The 24,349-nt window shown below is 41.2% G+C and carries 24 protein-coding genes; 5 read left to right on the top strand and 19 right to left on the bottom strand.

Features of this window, described 5'->3' with window-relative positions; all coding sequences use genetic code 11:
- Window positions 1-103 precede the first annotated feature (103 nt).
- The 6 genes from KXD93_RS25545 to KXD93_RS25520 form a co-directional block, all read right to left on the bottom strand.
- Window positions 104-538 (bottom strand): hypothetical protein, encoded by a 435-nt coding sequence (locus tag KXD93_RS25545; RefSeq protein ID WP_258140366.1) that lies wholly within the window; start codon window positions 536-538, stop codon window positions 104-106.
- Window positions 539-1,287: 749 nt separating this feature from the next.
- On the bottom strand, window positions 1,288-1,737 hold the full coding sequence (locus KXD93_RS25540) for a hypothetical protein (RefSeq protein WP_258140365.1): 450 nt from the start codon (window positions 1,735-1,737) through the stop codon (window positions 1,288-1,290).
- 120 nt (window positions 1,738-1,857) lie between these two features.
- A complete protein-coding gene (locus KXD93_RS25535; RefSeq protein WP_258140364.1) occupies window positions 1,858-2,619 on the bottom strand; it encodes a hypothetical protein in 762 nt (253 codons plus the stop codon).
- A gap of 10 nt (window positions 2,620-2,629) precedes the next feature.
- Window positions 2,630-4,159 (bottom strand): type IV secretory system conjugative DNA transfer family protein, encoded by a 1,530-nt coding sequence (locus KXD93_RS25530; RefSeq protein WP_258140363.1) that lies wholly within the window; start codon window positions 4,157-4,159, stop codon window positions 2,630-2,632.
- A gap of 74 nt (window positions 4,160-4,233) precedes the next feature.
- Window positions 4,234-4,419 (bottom strand): hypothetical protein, encoded by a 186-nt coding sequence (locus tag KXD93_RS25525; RefSeq protein WP_258140362.1) that lies wholly within the window; start codon window positions 4,417-4,419, stop codon window positions 4,234-4,236.
- Between the two features lie 101 nt (window positions 4,420-4,520).
- On the bottom strand, window positions 4,521-4,727 hold the full coding sequence (locus KXD93_RS25520) for a hypothetical protein (protein WP_258140361.1): 207 nt from the start codon (window positions 4,725-4,727) through the stop codon (window positions 4,521-4,523).
- 123 nt (window positions 4,728-4,850) lie between these two features.
- Between KXD93_RS25520 and KXD93_RS25515 the strand changes: the two genes are divergently transcribed.
- Together KXD93_RS25515 and KXD93_RS25510 are read left to right on the top strand one after the other, a co-directional pair.
- Window positions 4,851-5,186, top strand: coding sequence for a hypothetical protein (locus tag KXD93_RS25515; RefSeq protein ID WP_258140360.1), 336 nt, complete (start codon window positions 4,851-4,853; stop codon window positions 5,184-5,186).
- 103 nt (window positions 5,187-5,289) lie between these two features.
- Window positions 5,290-6,552, top strand: a complete 1,263-nt coding sequence (locus tag KXD93_RS25510) for a hypothetical protein (protein ID WP_258140359.1) — start codon at window positions 5,290-5,292, stop codon at window positions 6,550-6,552.
- Window positions 6,553-6,637: 85 nt separating this feature from the next.
- Here KXD93_RS25510 and KXD93_RS25505 read toward each other — a convergent pair whose 3' ends face one another.
- From KXD93_RS25505 to KXD93_RS25485, 5 genes are all read right to left on the bottom strand, one after another.
- Window positions 6,638-6,913, bottom strand: a complete 276-nt coding sequence (locus KXD93_RS25505) for a hypothetical protein (protein WP_258140358.1) — start codon at window positions 6,911-6,913, stop codon at window positions 6,638-6,640.
- 4 nt (window positions 6,914-6,917) lie between these two features.
- A complete protein-coding gene (locus tag KXD93_RS25500; RefSeq protein WP_258140357.1) occupies window positions 6,918-7,190 on the bottom strand; it encodes a helix-turn-helix domain-containing protein in 273 nt (90 codons plus the stop codon).
- Between the two features lie 249 nt (window positions 7,191-7,439).
- Window positions 7,440-7,658 (bottom strand): hypothetical protein, encoded by a 219-nt coding sequence (locus tag KXD93_RS25495; protein WP_258140355.1) that lies wholly within the window; start codon window positions 7,656-7,658, stop codon window positions 7,440-7,442.
- 203 nt (window positions 7,659-7,861) lie between these two features.
- Window positions 7,862-8,263, bottom strand: coding sequence for a DUF1104 domain-containing protein (locus KXD93_RS25490; RefSeq protein WP_258140352.1), 402 nt, complete (start codon window positions 8,261-8,263; stop codon window positions 7,862-7,864).
- 12 nt (window positions 8,264-8,275) lie between these two features.
- Window positions 8,276-8,848: an RNA polymerase sigma factor gene (locus KXD93_RS25485; protein WP_258140351.1), complete on the bottom strand. Its 573-nt coding sequence runs from the start codon at window positions 8,846-8,848 to the stop codon at window positions 8,276-8,278.
- 284 nt (window positions 8,849-9,132) lie between these two features.
- Between KXD93_RS25485 and KXD93_RS25480 the strand changes: the two genes are divergently transcribed.
- Complete coding sequence (locus KXD93_RS25480) at window positions 9,133-9,471, top strand: TfoX/Sxy family protein (protein ID WP_258140349.1); 339 nt, start codon at window positions 9,133-9,135, stop codon at window positions 9,469-9,471.
- An 86-nt stretch (window positions 9,472-9,557) separates the two neighbouring features.
- Here the strand turns inward: KXD93_RS25480 and KXD93_RS25475 are convergent, their stop codons facing one another.
- A complete protein-coding gene (locus tag KXD93_RS25475) occupies window positions 9,558-10,049 on the bottom strand; it encodes a hypothetical protein (protein ID WP_258140347.1) in 492 nt (163 codons plus the stop codon).
- A gap of 187 nt (window positions 10,050-10,236) precedes the next feature.
- The gene (locus KXD93_RS25470) at window positions 10,237-12,411 is read right to left on the bottom strand and encodes a penicillin acylase family protein (RefSeq protein WP_258140345.1); all 2,175 of its coding nucleotides are present in this window, start codon (window positions 12,409-12,411) and stop codon (window positions 10,237-10,239) included.
- Window positions 12,412-12,867: 456 nt separating this feature from the next.
- Between KXD93_RS25470 and KXD93_RS25465 the strand changes: the two genes are divergently transcribed.
- The gene (locus KXD93_RS25465) at window positions 12,868-13,383 is read left to right on the top strand and encodes a hypothetical protein (RefSeq protein WP_258140343.1); all 516 of its coding nucleotides are present in this window, start codon (window positions 12,868-12,870) and stop codon (window positions 13,381-13,383) included.
- A gap of 180 nt (window positions 13,384-13,563) precedes the next feature.
- Here the strand turns inward: KXD93_RS25465 and KXD93_RS25460 are convergent, their stop codons facing one another.
- Both KXD93_RS25460 and KXD93_RS25455 read right to left on the bottom strand, forming a co-directional pair.
- On the bottom strand, window positions 13,564-14,655 hold the full coding sequence (locus KXD93_RS25460; RefSeq protein ID WP_258140341.1) for a DUF3810 domain-containing protein: 1,092 nt from the start codon (window positions 14,653-14,655) through the stop codon (window positions 13,564-13,566).
- 92 nt (window positions 14,656-14,747) lie between these two features.
- Window positions 14,748-15,263 carry a DUF2911 domain-containing protein gene (locus tag KXD93_RS25455; protein WP_258140340.1) on the bottom strand — a complete coding sequence of 172 codons (516 nt, stop codon included), beginning with the start codon at window positions 15,261-15,263 and terminating at the stop codon, window positions 14,748-14,750.
- A gap of 383 nt (window positions 15,264-15,646) precedes the next feature.
- On the opposite strand from KXD93_RS25455, the gene KXD93_RS25450 reads away from it, so the two are divergent.
- Window positions 15,647-17,302, top strand: coding sequence for an ArnT family glycosyltransferase (locus KXD93_RS25450; RefSeq protein WP_258140338.1), 1,656 nt, complete (start codon window positions 15,647-15,649; stop codon window positions 17,300-17,302).
- Between the two features lie 309 nt (window positions 17,303-17,611).
- Here KXD93_RS25450 and KXD93_RS25445 read toward each other — a convergent pair whose 3' ends face one another.
- The 4 genes from KXD93_RS25445 to KXD93_RS25435 form a co-directional block, all read right to left on the bottom strand.
- On the bottom strand, window positions 17,612-18,916 hold the full coding sequence (locus tag KXD93_RS25445) for an HlyD family secretion protein (RefSeq protein ID WP_258140337.1): 1,305 nt from the start codon (window positions 18,914-18,916) through the stop codon (window positions 17,612-17,614).
- A 101-nt stretch (window positions 18,917-19,017) separates the two neighbouring features.
- Entirely contained in the window at window positions 19,018-21,195 is a 2,178-nt protein-coding gene (locus KXD93_RS25440; RefSeq protein WP_258140336.1) for a peptidase domain-containing ABC transporter, read from the bottom strand.
- A gap of 243 nt (window positions 21,196-21,438) precedes the next feature.
- Window positions 21,439-21,648: a bacteriocin-like protein gene (locus KXD93_RS30710; protein WP_157740613.1), complete on the bottom strand. Its 210-nt coding sequence runs from the start codon at window positions 21,646-21,648 to the stop codon at window positions 21,439-21,441.
- A 96-nt stretch (window positions 21,649-21,744) separates the two neighbouring features.
- Window positions 21,745-24,171, bottom strand: coding sequence for a TonB-dependent receptor (locus KXD93_RS25435; RefSeq protein ID WP_258140334.1), 2,427 nt, complete (start codon window positions 24,169-24,171; stop codon window positions 21,745-21,747).
- Window positions 24,172-24,349: the final 178 nt, after the last annotated feature.

Below are 24,349 nucleotides of genomic sequence, written 5' to 3'. Positions count from 1 at the left end.
GCGTATCATGGCAGATGTTATACGTTAGAATCGGCTCCCGCCGGTAAACAATTCGGTTTTATTTACGGTAGGTAAGTATTGATAATGATATCGCAGCCGATTACTACTCTTTCTCCATATCAATATCCTGCGACTTATTTCGGACAGTCTTGTCTGGTGCTTTATTATTATGGTTCTCTAAAGTTTTTTCAAATTCTTGCGTTCTAAAGTGAAGACCTTTTTCAAATGTTCTCGTGGCTTTGCATTCGTTATATACTTGTTCACTTAGTTGATAATCCAAAGCTTGCCTAACTTGATCTGCGTCTTTCGTTTCATCATCATAAAGTTCATGTTCAAACTCCTCTTTTGTCGCATCAATTGTTAATGTAATTTCTTCGTCGAGCACAAGTATAGCTGCCTCATATCTTGGTGGTTTTATTGTTAACAGCTTTTCCTTTTCCTTATAAAGGTGAAAAACAAGAACCTGACTGTCCTTCAAGGTTTCATTCAGATAGGCGTAACGCTCCGGTAAATCCATCTTTTTTGTTTTATTGTTCATGGTTGTTCGTTTTAGTTATTTGCGTGTCGATAGCTAGCCGAGTAAGTAAAGCAGTGCTCAGGGCAGTGGCTGGTTATACGTTAGAATCGGCGTATGCCGGTAAATAAGTCGTTTTAATTAATGAATGATAATGAAAAATGCTCCTTTAGAAAATGCGATGTAGCCATTGTTATCTGTCGGGAATAAAGTCAAATTGTTACGGCCAGAGATTACCGAAGCCACTCCCGTTACCAACTATTATTTTCCCCTGCCAGCGACATTCCTCGCGAAACAAAATAACAGCCGGTTTAGTCGCTTACCTTCGGTCGTTCATCTATTGTAACCATTTACTTCCTGCAGAAAGGAACAATACATGATAAATAGCAAATCTCAATCAGAGCTAAACTCTCCCATTAATGGCAAAAAAACTGTAACGGGGCGGCAACAGCCATACAAAAGAACAGGGCGATTCAAAGATTTCTTAAAACGATATAATGTCGTCGTAAAAGAAGATAATAACATATTTTTTGATTACCAAGAACTCCCGCCAAACATTGATCCTTACTGCGTTTGGTCTATTGTTGAAGGGGATGATAGCAATTGGTATGTTGTGCCCGGCTTCCATTGTGTAAACCACACAGGTCATTACATTATATGTCTCAACGCTCGTGGCGCTGGCCACCATAACGACTATTTATATTAGAGTCGCTTCCACATTTGGTAAAAGCCCCCCAACTACGGGGGCTTTTATTTTGCAAAATCATTCAACGTCAATTTTTATCCAAATCAATATTTTTTAAAACATCTTTGGTGTTTTCACCAAATCTGGATTTATTGCTTTTCAACCCGTCCAAAAACCTTTCTGCGTAGTTTATGTATTGATATTCTTTTGTTGATTTCTGAAAATCGGACTTGGCCTTTTCGTAAGCCTTATCACTCAATTGATAATTGACCGCAAGCCTTAGATTGTCCTGCTCGATGAAATAGCCCTCCCGGAGTTCAGTCTCAATCCATATCTTAAACCCTTCTTTGAAGTGTTGTTTATCTTCGGATAGCTGCTTTATCTGGCTGGTTATAGAACTATCAGGATTTGCTTGTGACCGTAAATCGTCAAGCTTTTTGTTGATTAAAAAAACCTGCTCTTGGGCCCTGTATAGCGGATCCTTCAAGTGCGACCAATCATTGGGCAGCTTAGGGGTATCATCGTTATTGGCGCTCATAAATGCTAAATTTGATTGATAATTATTTTGCCGTGGCAGTGCTCAGGGCTGTGTCCAAAAAGTCATTAATACCTAATAATAAAAACCCATCAGACTTCTTCCCTTAAACGTGCTAAGGGCTTATGAAGCGATATAGGTTTCGTCCTCGTAAAAATTGTTAGCCACGTTGCGCCGAAACTCCGGGTCGACAGGTTTTCGTCCATAAGTTTCAAAACCCCTTGTATCTTCCGGTTCGCGTCCATCAACAAATGAATTGACCATTTCCTCGTTGCTGATCATTTTATCAATAGTGTCCATAATGAAATGATCGCCGCGTACATATTCGCCTATATAACCCAAAGAATAACACATGCTGCAAAACAGAATCAGAATGCCTACTTTTTGCATAAGGATTGAGAGTACTATCCCAATCAAACAAAAGAAGGCTGGCTCAATGAGGGTGCAAATTAAACGCCTGTTTATTTCCTTGCCTTTAATTTTTATATTGTAAAAGCGGTCATCGATATCCCCATTGTAGTAACTGAATTTAGCAAAATCAAATACTCCCGGTTCCCGTTTTACTTCCTGGTGCCTTTTGTAACAGAAATACAAAAAGGCCGCTAAGGAGATATACCACGATATATTGGTAAAAATGATTGTTACTACTGACTTACCGCCGAAACTGGCAATCTTATCGATAGAAATAGGGATGAAAAAAAGGAAAATGCTAATCAAAACGGCTTTTACCATTGAAAAGTAACGTACACCAAAGTTTTTCCTGATAAAAACTTCCAAGAGGATACGCGGCCAGGTGATAACAAATACGAAAATGAACAAGGACATTTCCTTAATGATGCTTTTTCTTTTGAAAAACACCGTGTAATACAAATTTTTAGTTTTCATGATTTTTAATTTATTGATTAAATAGTTTTGGATTGTAATTCTGGTCAAAAGTGATTTTTGCGTGGTTAAAGCCTTTTCGAACTCTGTTGCCTTGGCGATGTAGCACACCCTCAACCAGGTAGTTATTTAATGGGCCACCGGTTTTAAGCTGCACGAAGCTTTCCGGCCTTAATATTCTTTCCAATTTCAGCGAGGTATTCCGGCTCTTTGAAAAATTTTCTGCTACGGTTACTCCGGCAGATAAATCCTCAAAAAACGCATCGCCAATAAGTGAACTTGCATATGAATTTGTTTCTGCATCCGCATTGGCCATGAAGATTTTAGTATTAAGCGTACCCAAAAAAGCTTTCACGCGATGTTCACTTTTTGCGCCGCCCATTACGCTGTAATAGCAATGCAAATTTTGTGTAATATAAATGGTCGCTATTAGACTACTTCGAGCGGTGGCTTGAAAATCAGCATCATGCTGGTGCAAAAAATTCTGCGCTTCGTCGGCCCAAAGAAACACCGGACGCGATTCTGCGTTAATCTCCCTCTTTTCCATTGCGCGTTGCCAGATATATTTATATAAAATTTGGCAAGAGCGTCCAGCCTCATGGTAAAGCTTAACAGGTAAGTCAATTAAAATAATTTTACCTTTTATACTATCCTCCGGCGTGACTGTCGAAGGACGTTCGCAAAAAAGAGAATAAACCGGCTCCCTGAGCAATTGGAACAGCCACCCTGCAAAAGAAAAATCTATAATTGAACGCGTTTTTTCAGATAGGTTTTTATAAGTTACACAAAAAAACTGGTCAAGAAGTTTAAATAACTTCGCATCAGGTATAGCGTTTAAAAATGCAGACTCGTAGAGTCCATTTTCATTTAATTGGAGTCTTTCAGCAGTCGATAGCGATTGTTCCCATAAACTTATTTTGTTCAGGACTTTCTTTCTTGCCAATTTGTATGCTTTTTCGAATTCGTTTTCTTCCGCTTCTTTGGGTTTTGAAACATTTTCACTGTTACTATTTGGTAGAGATTGCACTAAGTCGTACAGTAGCTGAACAGATACTTTGCCGTAGGCCATCATAGCGATATCTATACAATGAAAAATCAACATATCAGATGCCGTTTGCCAAAAGGGGTCCGCACCGCCAGTATGTCCACTGTCTTTCTCCGCGCCAGCAAGGATTACGGTCTTTAAAACCTGCGCAATGTTTGCGGTATAGGCTTGTTCACCGGAACTGTTTTTTGATTCATATTCAAGGAAATTGAAGCTGTGCGCTTCGCCTGGGCCGATAATTATTAAATCATTTTCCCTGCCTGTTAGTCGGCAGTATTCAATCCAATCAGCCTTATCCGTTGACTTGACCGTTAATACTAAACCACCATAATTATTTAAGAGCAGGTTGAGTGCCAAAGTTTTTCCACCACTTGTTTTCCCGCTGCCTGTCGCGCCGAACACGGCGCAGCCAGTAATTGAGTCCCGTATCGTGAACGAAATATTATCGGTTTCAGAACCGAAATTGATAATCGGTTTATCTAAGTCGAAAGGTTTCATATAAATGTTTTTTTAATAAAGGATTGTAAAACCTTCTATGGTGATCAGTCATAGAAGGGCTCTGAAACAGGTTGTTACTTCAACCTCTTGGCCATTGTTGAACTTGGTGTGTCACTGCCATATTTGTTATGGCGACCACCGTGGTCAACAATAACCCCATTACCTGGTCTCATGGTAACCGTGCTATTATCTTTTTTTAGCACATAAGGGTCACTTGTTACTCTGAAACCTGCATCAGTCGCTGATTTTTTTGCGCTCATGATATATTAAGATTACAGTCGTTGCTTACTCTGTTCCGGCGTTTTCAGCTATTCCGCTGCCTCTTTTTTAAGGGTTTTAGGCGTTTTCCCTATGCATATCTTTAGTTGCCATCTTTTTTCGGGTCATATTGAACTGGCAATGTTTCAGGGTCGGGATATTCGATCCCGTGCCATTGTTCTAAAAATCCGTGTTTTTCGAGGAACGGCGTTTTTTCTACAAAATCTTCTCCCTTATTATCGCATGGGAACAAATGGTTAACAATGAGGGTTATTCTATCGATATTGATTATTATCCGGTTTGTTTCCATTGTCGTTTATTTGTTATTACTTAATTACAATGTTTTATTTTTTGATGGCCGACCGTTTATGTTGACAACTAAATCTATTTATGCTATGTAAATGGTCTAATTAATTTTTTTTGTGAGGCTGATGTGGACAAAAAGAAATTTGATTTCTCCGAAAACTACCGCACTATAGGGAACGAACATCAACCTTTGACCAAAAACACCGTTCAAGATTATATTACTAAGCACGGCAAAGAATGTGGCGAGGGTTACCTTACTGCTGTCAAGGACTTCATCGAGGAAATGTACTTTGTCCTCGAAGAAAAAATATCTGAGGGGCAGTATAAAGACCGAGCGCCACAGCGCAGTGTTGATATGATTTGTAATTTGCTGTCCCATAAAAAAGCCATTTTAAAAGCTGTAAATAATAAGTCTATTGATAACCCTGAGCCACCGAAAAGTAATGGCCCCATACAAAGTTGAGCGGTGGGATGATTTCTTTGTCGTTTCCGGGAATTCTTTAGTCGTTTCCAGGAATTAATTTTAAAAGCATATCTTTTTACGGGAATTCCTGTAAATTTAAAATATGATAATTCCTACGTTGATTTATGTAGAATTTTATTTAATTCTCAAAAAAAAATTTATTGAAAAAATACCGGCGTTCAAAAGGAGTCAAGTCGAACACACACGGTATAACTTTTGGAAAGCTAAAGCGGAAGACGGCGTTCAAAAACTTTTTGGATTAGTATTTGGTCCTGAAACAACAAATCCTAAATTTTTCTATAATAAATATCAAGACGCATTAAACTATCCCACAATACCAATTGAAGAAAAAGACGGCTTAATAATTCACATTGTCGAAAACATTTTCGGTCTCACCTTACCCGAAGAAATTGAAGGACCAGGTGACTTATTTTTTGATGAGCGCGCCCAAGTCTTATTTCAAGTGTTATTTGAGGAAAAGTCACCGACCTTTTATAAGGATAATTTAGTCCATTTGAAGGTTTTTGATAGAGAAACAAAAAAAATTGATTTTAAAAAAATCAGAACGGATAACCGAGTTGTTGAACCTGATGTACTACCTCCTGGTATCTCTTCCGAGGAAAAAACTGCGCAAATCCCGGATTTAGATAATGTACCGATGGCCAAATCCGATGAAACGGAATTTAATGAAACATTTTATAAGGGTTTACTAAATCAAGTTTCGGAAAAAGATGTACTTTTTTTGCTTGCGAAACTGAAACTTAAAAAACAAATCGAAAAATATTTTGTGGCGTTATCCATGAAGAGGTATGATGTAGCCTATCGATATTGGCATCCAATAAGTCGAGCGGATATTTGGGGCAATAGCCTTTCTAACTTCAGAAGTAAATTTTATAATGTTAAGGATATCAAACTTATTTCGTCAACCGATTTAATTAATGAAAACGAGTATTCTTTTCATGTCTATTATGATGTAGAAATGTCTTCGCATGTAACTCTTAAACTATGGTCGATTATTCAAGAGCCTAAATTGCTTGATTTTCGAGATATATCTAAATATCTTAAAAGTGTTTTAGAATATTTCCGAGAGCACAAAATAGATGTAGATAATAAATCAATTAAATCACTTTTCGACTATTCACTAGTCGATGAATTACAAGAATTTGGAGCTGACAATATTACCAAGTTTAGTTCAATCTTTCCAATAAAGTTGATTGTTAAGCTTCGTCGTTTTGCGATGGTATCTTTTGCTTGGTCTGAGGAGGAGAAGACCTACCAGATTACAAAATTCGAAAACATGTTTACGCACAACTTATGGATTGACGCGGATAAGGGCTTCTTTTTCCATAAAGTGATGGATGCTTAAAAAAGACTTCAGCAAATATAAGGGTAACGGTATTGAGTGGAATAAAGACCAAGAAGACCGTAACATTTGCTGGTGAAAAGAAAAACTATCGTTCCGGCTCGTCTTTATCGTCTTTCTCACGGGACCTCTCCCAACTGGCATTGTCTTCTTTAAACCGATCTCCTTTCAGCCAGCCAGGCAAATGGTTTGTTTTTTCGTTATCAAATATTCCTTTGCCTTGCTTCATAGCAGCCAGTACCTTACTATTTCCAGTTGAGTGAACAATCAAATCCCAAAAATCCGGCGCGTATTTACCGAGCAAATAACCGGCGTTAACTTCGTTGATAAATTCCTGGTCTAAATCTTTGTCTTCGTCTGCCATGTTATTAAAATTTATCGCGCGATTTCTTATCTATGTATTCGTTTATAGAATCAATATCGTACAAGAACGCCCTTGGGGATAATTCGGAATAGCGAATAAGGTTTTCGTTTCTATATCTTTGGAGTGTGGTTTTACCGACATTCAGCTTTGCCATTGCCTTTTCGGGAGAAATCCATTTATCTTCTTTGATGCCATGCTCAGCCTTGATATAAGCGACCACTTTATCAATGACGGCTTTGAATGCTTTATCTTCGAGGCAAATAAATTCGGCTTGCATAGGATGAAGGTTTAGCCAAATGTAAAAATAATTTTGGGTTCTTTTTGGTAAAAGATAAACCGGAATAAACCCGTTTTTACGTGACTTATGCGTGACCCGGATATAGAACGAGATACATAAATAAATGCAATTAACTAGTAAACAGAATGTTGTGTAAGATAAACAAAGCAACTTACGAAGTTTAAAAAACTTCGTAAATCTGGGAAAAGTTCAAATCAGCGAAATCCGCTAATCAAAAAAAATCAGCGGTCAATACTCCAGCTCCTGGCAATGATAGCCCGCCGTTTGCAAAAGCGATTCGATATACCGTGGCGATACGTCGTTAGCTTCTATCCGCAGGATGTTATCACAATCTTCCAAATCGAAATTCCAGCCGCTGATAGCCGGTACTGCGGTTAGCAATGGCTTTACCTCGTTAACCTGTTCGGGCCTTTCAACGCTTGTTGTAAAAATCAGGATGTCGGTCATAAGTCTTTAGTTTTTAAGTCGGTAGCCCTTAGTCAAAAAAACATGAGAGGCCGGCTTGGTTTATGATCTGGTTGCTTTTAATTGTAATAACTATCGGGAACGGAAAAACTGGACAAAAAGTCTATTATTTTTTATTATTAGGCCGATTGCCTTTAGTCTCGAGATTTCTCTTCACTCAAGACTAAAGACTCCCGACTCAATACTTATTCCGGCTTAGCTTCTTCGGTTTTAGCTTCCTGCCAGTATTTCTGGAAGGGATGGTCGCCATGGTGACCCCACCTGCCGCAATTCCTGAACTTCTCTTTAAACTTTTCGCGTTCTTCGGGCGTCATGTTTTTAAATTTCTCCTCCATTTTGCGGCGCATCCATGGGGCGCCGTCGCCACCCCGACCGCCAAAACCGCGGCCTCCCTTGCCAAAGCCAAACAGGATCTTGCATAAAACAAAGATGCCCATGGCCTGCCAGAATGTAATTACGCCTACGTGCAAAATACCGGGCAATAAACAGTTCCACAAACTCATCACCGCAAAGCTGATGAGCGACAGAAAGGCGGCAACTGCCAGTGGGATAAAGAAAAATCGCCTTTTATAAAAAAATGGTCTCATGTTAATGTTCTTTTAATATTGTGTAATCTCTTCGTATAATTGTTTTAACCGTTTGCGCAGGTGCACCACCGCATACCGCTTGCGCGACACCAGGGTTTGCACATTGATGCCTGTATTCTCGGCTATCTCGCTAAACGGTATATCGTCCAGCTCGTGCCAGATAAATACCTCCCGTTGTTCCTCCGGTAGTTCATCCAAGGCGCTAAATAACTGTTCCCAAAAAAGGCTGCGCATAAACTCGGTTTCGGGCGTAGTGCTTTCCGTCATCAGGATGGCCTTGAAGTCCGGCGCATCATCGTCATCCTCATCCCCGGCAAGCATGTCATCCACTAAAAGTTCGGTATGCTTTTTATGCTTATCCAGGATCTTGTTACGCGCAACCTTGTACAGCCACGCGCTGGTTTGCTCAATAGGCTCCGAATTTATAACCGAACTGAACTGGTACCAAACATCCTGCAGAATGTCTTCGGCATCGGCGTCGCTTTTTACCCTGCGCCTGATAAAACCCAGCAAGTTTTTACCATACGCTCCAATAGCTTGTATGATGTTCTTGTGGTTTTCTTCTGGCATTACGGCTGTTATCAATTTATTTAAAGTTATTTAATATAGAAGACGATTGCACTATGGAAACATTTTAAAGTTTTTGAAAAAAGTTCATGGTTCATAGATCATGGTTCATAGCCGGTGAGTTGTTAGGAGAGCAACAGCTATAGTCCTCATCTTTTGGAGTATTAAAAGGCGAAAATGTTTCAATTAATATTTACCTATAACAGTTATAATGGCCAATTAATTATTAATTTGGGTTGATAAATGCCAGGTATCCACCCGACACCAATGAACTAATGAACCAGTAAACTAATGAACTACCCATGGCCTACAACACCAAACTTGCGGATAAAATAAGGGAAGCGCTAATGCACCTGCCCGATGTGGAAGAAAAAGAAATGTTTCGCGGGGTATGCTTTATGGTTAACGGGAAGATGTGCGTTTGTGTCAGCGGCGATGAAATGCTTTGCCGTATAGGCGCAGAAGCTATGCAAACCGCCTTAGATGAAAACGGCGTTCGCCAAATGGTAATGAGCGGCAGATCGGCCAAAGATTTTGTGTACGTAACCGAAGATGCCTTTCACAAACAAAAGGATTTTGACCACTGGATAAAACTTGCGCTTGATTTTAACCCGATGGCTAAGGCATCGAAGAAGAAGTGAGAGAAGTAAAAACAGGAAAGAGGGGTGTCATGCTGAGGCACTCGAAGCATGAGAACGCGCTTTTTTGAGTCACTGCCTCACCAACGTCAATCCAATCCCAAATACTCTTTTTGTTTTATCTCAACCAGGCCTGATGTTTGATCGCGGCGGAGGTAGATACTAACCTTATAAAAGCTATTGTCGAAAAGATAAATATTATTTGATTCATCAGCGCCACGGAACTTAAGTTCCAGACCGAAACGTTTTGCCTGGGCAATCATGTTGATGATGTGCTGCGGATCTGTTGAGGTATAGTTAACGGTGTGAAGAACGGTACCGTTGTACAAGCGGGTGTAATCGCCAACCATTATTTTTTCGGTACCGGGCTTTGGGCCGATGTTTTTGAAATATTCCAGCTGCTTTCCATTAACGTCTATAGCGTAATCCTGCCTGAAGTAGTTGCTCTGCAATAAGTTATTATACACTTCGCCATTGGTTAGGTTGGTGAAATAAATTAACTCCTCAAATCTTGTACTTTGTGCATGTATGCTCATGCTTGCCAAAAGCATTGCCGATAATAGGAAAAGGTATTTCTTCATAACAACGATAATTGTTTTATCTGCAGTGATCTATCTGAGTATAACACTCAAATATACTTTGATTAATAGTTTTAAACAAGAGCGGGAGTTTAGATTCAAGAAGTCAAGAACCAGGAGACAAGACAAAAAATCACAATATTCTTAGTCTTCCTGAATCCTGATTCTTAAATTCTTGATTCTCTTTTAATCACTCACCCGGATGATATGTTTTTTCGGCGTGTTTAAGCACGTCGTCTTTATAAAACAGAACATCCTTAAACTTACCTTCAATATACATGCCAGCCTGATCTGTATAGTGTTTTGAGGCTGGATTGAATGATTGACCGCCTGTTATGATAGTTTTTGCCTTAATACGGGTACCAAATTCCACAGCGGCAATAAAACTATTGCCCGAATATCCGTAGCGTTTCTTCGTATTCATGGTACGGCTCTGGAACGATGGTAGCTGCCCGAATGCGGATGAAACAGCCCCAACAGGCAGGCTTGGCGCATCGTCACTAAACGTAACACCATCAGCGGGGCGTTGGTAACGGTTGATATCGCCCCATTTTGTTTCCCAGCTGCCGTAACGGTTTTTAACATTATTCACGGCTTCGGCAAAAAAATCCAACTGTTGTTTATCCGTTAAAGTTTGAATAAATGCTTCTATGCGTTTGGTTTGATAGGTGCTTTCCTCGTCTGTTTTTGCCGGAGGTAATTTACGTATTAGTAAAGTCCCCCACTCTACCGCCAGCGTGGTTGCTACAGAGTTTGCTGCCGAAGATCTATCCCATTTATGCATAGTTTCCACCGGCCCTGCAAGAAGCTGCTTAACAGAATCCGGCGCAGCAGCATAAGCGTTAAATAGCGACGGCAGCAAATCGTCAAAAGCGGCCAGATAATGGTTATAGCCTTTCGCAATCAATTCATCAAGTGTAAGTTTTTCGGGGTCGCTTAATAGTCTGATAGCGTTTATTGCCCGGTAGTTTTGCCCGTCGGGCGCCATGTAGGCGGGGTATTTATTTTTATCCGGGCTATATTTTCCCGCTGAAGCAAAGGGCGTTGAATTACAATTCTGGATCCAGCCGTTGGGTGGATTGGAAACCTGCACAATTTCGCCCAGTTTATGCAGTCCCTGCCATTCGGTTGCGGAGGTGCTGCCATCAACCGGCAGACTCCAATCAAAAGCAGGGTTGCGTTTTGGCATAAAGTTGCCGTACCAGAAAATGATGTTTCCCTTATCATCAGCATAAACCGTATTATTTGTAGCGTTACTGAGCAGGTCCATCGCTTTTTTATATTCGGCAAGTGAGTTTGCCTTTGTTATCAGCCATGATTCTAATAATGCATTGTATGAGCGGTTATTGGCTTTAAGCGCCAGCCACTTGCCGTTCCTGCTGCCGAGCACCGGGCCATGCTGCGTGTAATAACCGGTAAAGGTCTTTTGTTCAACTCCCGAACCATTTTTAACATTCATTACCAGTTTGCGGGTGATGATGGGTTTTAGCTTTCCATCATATTCATAATACCATTTCCCGTCCTTCTTACTCACCTTTTCGGCATACAGGTCGCCAACATCTGCGTTACTGCTGGTATGCATCCAGCCGCAATGCGGGTTAAAGCCCTGGTAAACAAAAAACTGTCCCCAGGTAACCGCGCCGTAAACATCAAGGCCCTCTTCGCTTACCAATTGCACCTCGCTCCGGAAATAAAAAGGCACATGCGGATTAATATACAATAGTGCATTTCCAGATGCCGACTTTGACGGAGCTATAGCAAACCCATTTGAGCCGGTTTCCCTGTCGTTTATAACGGGTTTATAAACTGCGCCAAGCTTTTCGACCGGGCCACCATAGAATTCGGCTGTCTCTTTTAAATTGATCCCTCCTGTTACAGTTGCTGATACGCTGCCATCAGTAAACATCAGTGCATACCATGGCTCAAAATGCTGAAAAACAGCAGGTTTAACTTCAGGATGTTTGTATAAATAATAGTTCACGCCGTCGGCAAAAGCATCCATTAGTTTTTTGAAAAAGGGAGCTGCAGTTTTATAATCTTTTATCGCATCAGCAGTATCAGCAATTAATTGCAGCTGCACATCGGTATAAAGTTCCCTTTCGCCGCTAACTTCGCTTTGCCTGCCCAATTGGTATAAATAATTTTGTTCAATCCCTTTAAAATTATCTTCACACTCGGTATACATCAGCCCAAAAACCACATCAGCATCGGTTTTTCCATAAATATGCGGAACGCCCCAATTATCGCGTACGATGGTCACCAATGAGGCTTCGTGTTCAAAACGCTTTATTTCGACGGTGTTAAACTTCTGGGTAAACGCAAACACGGGCGACAGAAAAAAGAAGAAAAACAAATATTTTTTCATCGTAACTACACTTTTACTAAATAATTTATGAATAAAATGCCTTTTTTTGCTTGATTTTGCAATTATTGTTACTTTTACACTTATAATTACACAATAAAAGCTTATTGTATTTCGTTAGGCCTCATATTGTAGCTAATATAGCCGGAATTTAGGCAATTAGGTACGTGATTTGATTTAGTACACAAATAGAAGAAATTTAATTTACCGGGACTAACAACCGGTTACATAAAGGCCTTGGATTAACACTAAGCATGTGATCTGAGATTTAGTTGGTCAACACTACCTGGGGTACTGTTGCATTGCGTTCCGGGGTGAGATACGGAACGCATTTTTTGTTTATTGGCGCCATATTCCCCGCCGATTATCCACCCTATCGTCATAATTATCCTCCGCCTAAAAAATAAAAGAAACTTTTTTGCAGCTTTTGTATTAAGTATAATATAAACCAACACAGCAATGAAATACGCATTTTTAATAGGCTCCAGTGCATTTGTTGTACGGGGCAAAACCATCAGCCACGGCGAAGAGGGAAACTGGAAAAGTTTTTTACGGATCAATACCGTTTCGCAGGGAGCCGCCGGCTCCGGAGAAAGTCTGAACATTGATCTTGATATTAAAGACACAGACGGAACTCCTGTTACCATTATATCAAACAAGCCTGTAACCGGCGCACCCTACACCATTAAGACAACGCAGGACAGCGTTGATGTTTTAAGACTTGACGGAACAACCATCATTCACATTAATCAGCTTGATAACGATTCGGCTATGGCGCTGGAACATAACATAGTCGCCGAACTTGAAGTAAACATGCCTGTTGCAGTTATCCGCATCAGCGGCGAGTTTTATGTAGATAGCCTGCATATCCGTGCTGAAAGCGAAAAACTGCTGATAAACGACAACGGCTATGCAACTTCGGCATTGGCAGGAGACAATGATCTGAAATTCACCGCGGACGGGGTGGTGCTTTAGTTTAGTTCATGGTTCATAGTTGATGGTTCATGGCAGGAAAGTCATTAGTCATTAGTCATTAGTGGGAATTGCAATTGGTCATACTATTTTGACTGATGAGGCATCTTATTTTTCCCGCCTTTCTTTCGGCTATGAACTATGAACCATCAACTATGAACAACTATTAGCTATGAACAACTACTAACTATGAACCCTCTTCTCGTATAACGCCATCACCAGCAAAATCATGCGGTTATAGGTGGCAAGCCCCTGTGGCTGGTTGTTTACCTTTAAATAATGATCATAAAAAAGGCTGGTCACTATTTCGGCCTTATTTTGATAGGCAATCCAATATTTACGTTCGATCACAAAATCGTTGTGAACAGTTTTTGACACCCGCGGCTTCAGCGCTTTATTAGCTAAGCTATCGCGATAAAAAAGCGCGTGCATAAATTCGTCAACCGCCAGGTGATAGGCAGAGTAGCGTAACAACCTGTCATTAGAGCCAATGCCGGCTAAAAACCCAACAAAATCAGCTTCATCCTCCGGCCCATATCCCATCTGGTGCGACATTTCATGACAGGCCACAACCGGGCGGTTAAATATGGGCATCTGATAGTTGATCTGCGCCTCGCCGGTAAACGGGTTAAAATAACCCGATGTGCCTATGTAGTTTAACAAAGGCGTTAGGATGGAGGGCTTTACACCCTGATGAAATGTTCGAAAAGCTACGGAATCAGTTGATAATTTGCCAACCGCCTTTATTGCTGTATTGTAAATAGCGCCGTTATCCTGCGCCAGATCCGCAGTAGTTAAACGTGCCCGGGTGGCATTTGCACTATCAATAAGCATCGTTGTAACAGCTTTAAGGTTTTCGGTGGTATAGCTGGTATCCTTTAAACTTAAGCGCTCACCTGCAGATGGCCGGAAGTAGTTCATCCCCCAAAAAAGGTAGAAAATTATTATAGTGGCTTCCACTTTTATTATGAGGGCGATGACCTTTAACAAGCAACGCATCAGCTCTCTTCTAAAAAGAAGTTTTATAAACCGGCATAACGAATAAACCAGGTAACCTATAACCAGGATATACAATACATCGCCAACACTAAAGGGGAAAATATTTAAAGCAGGGTGAAGCAAATAACTAACTCCACGGTAAAAGCCCTGGGAATAATAGCGCTCAACAAGTTTAGGATAGTCGGCAAATACCATTAGCAGGTAAATAAAGAATAGGAGGGCTGCTATTATGATAGCTTGCTTTATTAATATTTTTTTATTGCCGGCAGTAAACATCGGCGGTAAATATAGCAATATGTAAGCGCAGCTAACTAAAAAGGCCCTCTGCAAGCAGAAGGCCTTAAATTATGATTAGGTATAGACCAATATTATTTTACAGAAACAGGCACACAAACGGTATCCCAGTTCATGCTAAAGCCTCCTTTATTGATCACGTAGGTTAGTGATTCAGTTTTCTTTATTTTTTTAGGCGTTACCATCACCCTTAGCTGATCCTGGGCCTGGTCATATTTAAATGCGCCCCATTGCTCGGCTGTTTTGTTGAATATAACGGTCCATTTGCCGGTTTTTTGCGGGATAACAAAAAATGAGTATTTACCTGCCGGTAATTCTTTGCCTTCTACTTTAATGGCTTTGTCGGTAGTAAATGTGGTTGCTGAATCTGCCCCTGCGCGGTAAACTTTGGCGTAAGGCACCAGGTCGCCCCAAATTACACGGCCTTTAACATACGGGCTTCCATAACGAATGGTGATGGTTGCGCCTGCTGCAGTGCCTTTTACTCCCTTATGCGGGCTTGCTGGTTTTTCCTGTGCCATTACCGTTACCGATACCAAAATAGCGCATACAAAAACCGCCAATGTTTTAAATTGAAATAGTGCTTTCATGATAAAAATATTTTTATTGGTTATAATTTAATTTCCATAAAGGTAAACTGAAATTTGGATTTATTGCATCCTAATTTTTGATATTTATTTTGAGATGGCATTCATTAATCCCAGCGATCGCCAACTACCGGAATCAGCAAAAAATATTTTTATTTTTTAATACTTGTCATAAAACAAAAATAATATTGCAACGTTCTAAATATCAGAATCATATTGCAGTTAGGAATTGACCGAAAGGTTAAACAATTGTTGTGATTTTTGGCCTCATGCTCTTCAGGGCGTGAGGTTTTTTTATGTCCTTTATTTTAACCGTCATTTTATAACATATCGTTTATATTTGCCGGGTATGCTGGTCGCCACAAAAATCATTTCTTTCGCTTAATATGAAGGAGCCGAATAAAATAATATTCCTGGCGTTTTTCATATTGGCGCTTGCGGTAAACTTTGCCGGCATAAACGTTAAATTTTTCACCGATGACCCGGGCCTCTATGCGGCAATATCCAAGAATCTCATCTACAAAAAGAGCTTCCTCGAGCTGTTTACCTACAACCGCGACTGGCTTGATAAACCGCATTTTCCGTTTTGGCTGGTACTGTTCAGCTTTAAGGCATTCGGCATAAGCGAGTGCACCTACCGCCTGCCTGCCCTCTTATTTTTTGCGCTAAGCCTGCTGTATACCTGGCTTTTTGCAGTTAAATATTACAGCCGCGAAATTGCTTTTACCGCAGTATTAATAGTTATGACGGCCCTGCATGTATTGTTATCAAATACTGATGTTCGTGCCGAGCCCTACCTGATGGGGTTATTAATGGGATCTATTTATCATGTTGCCTGCTTGCAGCAACGTTATAGTTTTAAGCACCTGTTTTTAGCTGCAATGCTTACTGCCTGCGCCATCATGACAAAGGGGATTTTTGTAATAATACCTGTGGGTGGCGCATTGTTCGGGCAACTGGCTTTTCAAAAAAGGCTTGCCGATCTGTTTAGTTTCAAGTGGCTTGCGCTTATCGTGGTTACCATCATTTTTACCATCCCGGAGCTTTATGCCCTTTACATCCAATTCGACTTGCATCCAGAGAAAATAGTGTTCGGCACCAATCATGTCTCGGGCCTTAAATGGTTTTTGTGGGACAGCCAGTTTGGTCGCTTTATAAACGCAGGACCAATAAGCCGGGCCGCGACAGGGAGTAAGTTCTTTTATCTGCATACGCTGTTGTGGGCATTTGCTCCATGGTGCCTGTTATTTTATTATGCCGTTTTTAAAAGTGTAAAAAACATATTTAAAGGCGTCAGGCTTACCGAGTACTATACGTTGAGCGGTGGATTATTGCTTTTACTGTTATTTTCATTTTCCGGGTTCCAGTTGCCGTTTTATACCAATGCGGTTTTCCCGCTGTTTGCTATTGTTACGGCACCGTTTTGTGTTAACCAGTTAAGCAGATTCGGTACAAATTTAAGGGCAATTTCACTATGGATCTTTGCAATTGCGTTGCCGTTGGTGGTAGTGGCGCTTAATTATCTTTTAAAACCGGCAAGTAATGTATTTTTTGTTACCGATATTATCATATTCGGTATTATGATTGTCCTGATCTTAAAATCGGTAAAGGAAAATTATAAAAGGATATTCTTTGCCTGCTGTGCTGCTGCGTTATTTGCGGGGTTTTATTTGAATACCGTGTTTTATAATGAAATAGTGCCTTATCGCGGTGAAATAGCAGCCGCTGAATATATCAACCAAAAACCCTTTGATAATTTTAAAATCTACTCCCTAAAGTTCGAGAATAATATTTTCCAGTTCTACAGCAAAAAGCCGATAGATTATTTGCCGATTGAAGAGTTTAAAAACTTCAGACCCCAACAAACATCCTTGTTTTATGTAAGCCAACGGTCAATGGATTACCTGGTTCAAACCCATGCTGCATTTACGATAGTACACTCGTTTATAGACTATCCGCAGGAAAACCTGAAGCCCAATTTTTTAAACCGGGCTACGAGAGCTACGGTATTGGGCAAGGTGTATTTGATTTCCAAACCTTAGAAACTAAAAATATTTCTAGCGGGGCACTATTAGTTCAACTTTTTGGCCACTGCAAACTGCCAACTTAAAACTGCCAACTGAACGCAGGGGGTTAACAGGGTTAACATAATTCTGAAATATTTTGCGTTAAAGAATTGATTATAAATTATTTACGAAAACAAGGGGTTAACATGCAAAGACGCCCCCGGTGTTCCAAAGCGTTCCATTTTTGCACATGGAACACCCGGAACACTATGAAACATCCTCATTATCAATGCATTAAATTTCTAACGAAAAAACAATCGATAGTAATGCCGAACTCACGTTCAACTATTTAGTGCCGAGAATCTTGAAGAAGCTCCTTGTCAGGCGCTGTAATATAGTTGCATCCTGTGTGATGATTTCAGCATCGGCCATCATGCCTTGTTTTAAATGAATAGGCTTTTTTAAATCGGATGAGTTATTGATCTTAAACTCTACTCTCGAAATAAAAACGCTGTCCTTATAAGGAACATCGGCAATGTATTTTATCCTTCCCCTTATCATACCATATTCTTCAAACGGGTAGCTTTTTAGTTTCACCAATACTTGTTGCCCCTCCTTAACCTTACCCATATTATTTTGAGATATCGTCATATTCCCGAAAAACGCCTCATTACCCGGATCAATATAAAAAACTTCCTGCCCCGGGCTAAGCACCTGGTTTTCCTGTATGATACCTGCAAACGAGAGCTTGCCCGCCTGCGATGCGCTCAATACATACTTACTTTTCCAATCCTCGGCTGTACTCACCAAACTGTTTAGGGCCTGCATAAATTTCGTCTTCTCTTCCTGCACCTGGTTGTCAAGCTCCAGGATCTCTTTTTGCTTGGCAGCGTAATTATTTTCGTTGGTCATGATGCTGGATTGCGTTTGCAGCAGGGGCGATTGTTTGGCAAGGTACTTACTTTCCTCCTGCCTTAGTTCGGCTTTGGTTTCCACCCTTTGCTGTACCAGTTTTTTGTGCATCTCATATTCATCGCCGGCCAGCGCAAAATCTTTCTGTTGGATAATTTTTTCGGCATTTAGCTGCTGTTGCTGCTGCGAGATGTAGGTAAGGTCCTTTTGCAGGTACACTTTCTTTTTCACCAGGAAACCATTATCAATTGTTGCCTTGTATGCAATATATTCCTGCGAAAATGCCTGGTAGGCGCTTTGTAACTCACCAAATTCTACATTATCAGACTGGTTTAACACAACATTGTTAAGCGGCCTATTTTGCAATACCTGGGCTTGTAACTGCTGCAGGGTTGTAAGCAAGGCCAGCACCTTTGCATGGTTGGCGGTACTTTCCAAATACGCCAAAGGCGCGCCTGCTTTAACGGTTTCATTTTCCTGCACCAGCAACTGGACCAGTTTACCCGATATTTTCGACACCACAGGTTTTGGCGAGTTAGGTGAATCAACCTTTAGCTGGGCGTTAACAATATCAGGGTATTTTATTAAAGCCCCTAACAGCACTATTAAAACCAGGATCCCAAAAAACAGGGAGATCCCCCAGCGCAGCAGCCACCCGGGCACCGCGGTAATAATATCCTGCATCTCGTCGGTGTGGCGGCCTTCAGCGGCACTATCATTAGCGTATATTGTAGGCATAGTATTATGATTTCACTGATTTTTATTTGATTTCACCGATTTCCAATGTGTTTTTTCTTTCTAATCTCTAGTCTCGGGTCACTAATCTCTAATCACTAACCTCACGTTCCCAACTCCAATTGATTCTTAACCAACTTATAATAATCCCCCTTTAAGGCGGTCAGCTCATGGTGGGTTCCCTGTTCAATTATGCGGCCTTTGTCCAGCAAAATAATGTTATCTGCATTACTAACAGTGCTTAAACGGTGTGCTACAATAATCACTGTGCGGCCCTTAAAAAACTCCGCCAGGTTATCCATTATCACGCGTTCGTTATTGGCATCAAGCGCGTTGGTGGCCTCGTCAAAAAATATGTATTGGGGATTTTTGTAAACTGCCCGGGCAATCAGCATGCGCTGGCGCTGCCCCTGGCTGATGCCGTTACCTTCTGCACCAATTTTGGTATTTAAACCAAGTGGCAGGGTATCGATAAAATCCTGGATGTTGGCTACCTTGATAGCATGGCGCAGTTTTTCTTTATCGGGATAATCATCTCCAACTGCAATATTTCGTTCAATCGAATCGGAGAAAATAAAGCCATCCTGCATCACTACACCGCATTGCCCGCGCCATGTTTTAAAGCCTATGTTATGAATGGACTGCTCCCCTACCCTGATCTCGCCTTTTTGAGGCTCATAGAATCTAAGCAACAGCTTCAGGATGGTTGTCTTTCCGCTGCCACTCATGCCTACAATGGCAGTAGTTTTTCCCTGGGGAATGTTGAGGTCGATATCCTCAAGCACCGGCTCATTACCAGCCCCAGGATAGCGGAAGGTAAGCTTGTTAATGCTCAGGCTTTTATCCTCGGGCAGGTTATGGTTCCATTCTTTGTTTACCGGTTCCTCGTCCTCCATCTGGTGAATTTCGTTCAGCCTTTCCAAACTTATCTTGGCATCCTGGAAACCCTGCATAAAGCCAAGCAACTGCTCGATAGGACTGCTTAACTGGCCGACGATATACTGCACCGCAACCATGGCGCCCAGTGTGAGGTTTCCATTAATAACCGCCTGCGCGCTCAAAAAAGTAATCAGGATATTTTTGCCTTCGTTTATAAAAGTTGCCCCGCCCTGCTGGTACTGGCTCAGCGCCAGGCTCTTTACGTTGAACTTAAACAACCGGGCCTGGATGTGCTCCCATTCCCAGCGTTTTTGCTGCTCACAGTTATTTAATTTTATTTCCTGCATGCCGCCTATTAGCTGCACGATGCTGCTTTGATTTTTGGCCGAAACCTCGAAGCTTTTATAGTTAAGAGCCCGGCGGCGTTTCAGGAACAGCACTATCCAGGTAATGTACAAGGTGCTGCTTGCTGCAAACACAAAAAACACCCCTGCGTTGTAATACGCCAGCACTACCGAAAAAACCACCAGGTTGAACATGGAAAACACCGTACTTAGCGTCGATCCGGTTAAAAAGGTTTGGATGTTTCTCTGGTCGTTCATCCGCTGCATGATGTCGCCTGTCATTTTGGTATCGAAGAAGCTCATGGGCAGCTTCATCAGCTTGATCAGGAAATCCGTCAGGATGGAGATATTAATGCGGGTACTGATATGCAGCAAGATCCACGACCGAATGAACTCCACACTCACCCGCCCTATTATTAAGGCTGTTTGGGCGATGAGGATGATGTAAATAAAATTGAGGTTGCGGGTATTAATCCCGATATCAACTACCGACTGTGTTAAAAAAGGCGTGATCAATTGCAGCAAACTCCCTATCCCCAAACCAAATAACAACTGCACCACCAGCTTGCGGTAAGCTATCAAATACCGAAACAAAAACGACCAGCTAACGGCTGTGCCTTTTTCATCGTCCTGCTCATAAAATTGCGGTGTTGGGGAAAGCAAAAGGGCGATGCCCTCAACCTTATCTTCGTCATTAAGCCAATTGCGGGCAAAGTCCGTTTCATTAAGGGTAACCAGGCCGGCTGCAGGATCTGCGAGATAATATTTGTGGTTCTTTATTTTATACAGCACCACAAAGTGATTTTGCCGCCAATGCAAAATACAAGGCAGCTCTGCTTCTCTTAGCTGTGCGATGTTCAGCTTTACGCCCAATGACCGGAAGCCGACTTTTTCTGATGCGTCACTGATGCCCAGCAGGGATACCCCCTCGCGGTTAATTTCGCAAAGCTTCCGCAGGGTTTGCACCGTAAAGTTGCGGCCGTAATGCTTTGCCACCATACGCAGGCAGGTGGGGCCGCAGTCCATTTGATCAGGTTGTTTGTATATGGGGAAAGGCATAGGGGTTAAATTTTTATTAACTTATAAACAAGTATACTTATTTTAATAAATAAATACAGGAATTCATTTTTGATTATATCTGCTATAGCCAGCAACGCTGTGGATTCATTGCTTTATTAAAAACCTTCTACTTCTTATTGGTTAGATTTAGCAGCACACCCCATTTCTATATTTTTTAAGTATTGCACCTTAACAAGTAGCAGTTAGTAAATACTAACTGCTACTTGTTATTGATACCCTGGTTTATAACAGGCAAGGACAACGGTCTGCATCACCAGCATATGCGTATGAAACCCAGCCTCCATTATCAGGACAGTGAGGGCATGGGGCACACGGACTTAACACTTGTTGGTTAGTGCCATTTATGTTACAAATAACCCAAACCTGGTCCTGCCTGATCCCACCAGTAACGTTTTTCATTTCATTTCTGCTTAACTTTTGTTGCTTTTTCATATAAGTGTATTTTAGTTTTTACCGGTACCACCCCGGCTGGCGGCATGTGTTTTAAAGGACACGCTCCTTTACTTTCGCGAAAAGTATTTTCAGTTTTCATTCAACCTTATACCTGTAAACCTGCCTGCCTAAATTACCATCCACATCAATGCCTTCAACCACCACCCGGTAAGTCCCCTTGCCATCTGCATTAAAAAAGCTGAATGAGGCTTTGCCGTCTTTATCTGTTATGATATTGGGGTTCCAGTAAATAGTGCTGCGTAAATCAGCCATTTTTTGGTTGGTTTTGGGGTTATCATATTGCGGGGAATAAAACTCCCGGGCTTTGTAGAAGCCTTTTGGCATATAGGTGATTACCCCGGGGGCGTAACGGTAATAATTTTTCGTTTTCCGGCCTCTTTTAGTAGTAATTATCAGTCCCCCGTGTGCCATCCGGTCTCCGTAAATAGCCCCATAATGTGGTCCGAGGATTACTTCAATACTTTCAATATCTTCCGGATGCAGGGAATTAAAAACTTCTTCGTATTCGGGTAACTCTAAAAAGGTACCATCGACTATAATAGCCATAATTGCTTGATGATCCCGCAAATTAAGAGGCAGTGCACCTCTGAATATGACGCCAGATAGCATACCCGACAGGCAATAGGTAAGTTTTGAACAATTCATCCGCTCTAATTGTTTAACAGTTAAAGTTTGGTCTGCCCCTCCGGCTCCGTTAAGGTTTTCTGAGTGGTAGGGTGTCGTTTCTTTTTTTGCTTCAATATGCACTTCCTTCAAAACCACAGCGTGTTTGTTTATACCGTATTTCTGCTGTTCTTCATAAAATTGCTTTTGATTAATGGTGTAGGTGTTCAGGCCGATTTTTTCATCGTGGTCTTGCTTGGTACTCAAAGACCGATTGTAGACATCGATGTTGGCAGGCGGTAGGGTATCCAGTTCTACGGTTACATCGTCTTGTCCTTTGGTTACTTTCGATTGTACCAGAAACTTGGTGCTATCGGCAAATATCAGATCTTTAAAAGCAAACCTGCCGTTGTTATCAGCTATTGTATCTATCATAAAAAAACCGTTAGTCTTACTAATCAAACTTACCTTAGCCCCGATTGCAGGTTTGCCGTTCCTCTTTATCATGCCAGATATCGTAAAAGCTTTTTCCGCCTGGTATTGCGGCTCAGATTGTTCTTTCTCGCCTATTTCTTTCCACTCAAAATGACGATAACCCTGGGTAAGTAACAGGTTGTCAAGGTCATTTTGCGTTTGCTCGCTATTATTTCTGAAATAATAGGCAGGCGTATCTACATAACCTTTCAAATCCGACGTCAGCAATAGGTAGCTAAGGATACAGTTTTCATTTGCCGTATCTGCGGGTGATCTGGTTTCATCTGTTACAGAAATTGAAAAACTGCCCATTTCAGGCATATTTGTTTTGTCATATACATTTAGCTCAACATTTACTTTTTCCCTTAATTTATATTTTTGCTTTCTACTCTTAATACCCAGCTTTAATTCGTCGTGATTATCAATGAATACCAACCGTTCGTTTAAGGGCTCTTTCTCCGGAGAATATAACGTGAATTGCACGATTCCAGTTGGGAACTTGTTTTTAGGGATAATAGCCGAAAAGAATTTCGCACCTGTTTGCTGGTTTTCTGCCGCATAATATATGGTGCCGCCTGCCCTGGCAATAAGACTTAATTTGTCAGTCGTATTGTTTGTTGCTGCCGTTACCCTTATTCGCAGCGTATCTGCGCTATTGTTATTAACATTTATAGTGTATCCTGTTTCTGTTGTTTTGGGTAAAACAACCACATCGTGCGTTCCGTCATCATACACAATGTTCGCCTTATAAGTCTTGCCGGCTTCGGGTACAAACGTAAACGAGCCCATGCCGGCATGCGCCGACGAAAAGCTGGCCAGTTCGTTGCCAGTTTCATCGGTTATCGTTCCTTTTATATTTAGATAACTTCCATTAGCACCTATTGCTTTAAAGGCAATTTTAGAATAGTTACCTGCCACCAGCGTGCCGCCTTCGGGCATAAATTGCACATCGCGTTTAGGCTGCTCTTGTTTTTTATTTACTATGTTTTTTTGGCGTTCGCCACTTTCGAATTTTTTGGCGCTTGCGAAACTGCCAACGGTAATAGCTTTTTCAAAAAAGCTATTTTCACCCTCATTACGCATCCAGTTGGTATAGGCCCTGACAACATAGGTGCCGCCTTTCAGCGTATCAGCAAGCGCAAAATCGCCCCAGCTGGTGCCTGCCATTACCTGCAGGTTTTCTGCACGGACTATCTTCCCTTCAGGATTAATCAGCTCCGCATGCAATACCCCGCTTAATGCTGATAATTTGTGATTCCCGCCGATAGTTAGATACCCCTTGAAATAAATGGTATCGCCGATGGAGTAATAGGGCTTATCGAATTGGAGGTAGGCTTTTTCCAGGACGTTGTTATTGGAATATTTTTGAAACTTTTCCAAAATGGAATTTGTAGCCTCATGATCAACCTGGCTATATACAGGCATGCAACACAGTCTTAATAATAGCATGGATATGCTCATTTTTAATAGCATGTCAACTTATAAGTTAGAGTAAATTACAGGTTGATTAAATCAATCAACCTGTAATCAATGTTAAATATTGCTTGATAAATACATTTAGTTACAAGAACAACCTATTCGCGTGCCGCCGATTTTGGCGCAT

The sequence above is a fragment of the Mucilaginibacter phenanthrenivorans genome, from assembly GCF_024721155.1.
GTDB lineage: Bacteria > Bacteroidota > Bacteroidia > Sphingobacteriales > Sphingobacteriaceae > Mucilaginibacter > Mucilaginibacter phenanthrenivorans.
Note: the sequence above shows the minus strand (reverse complement) of the source record. Positions and strands in the feature narration are given on the sequence as shown.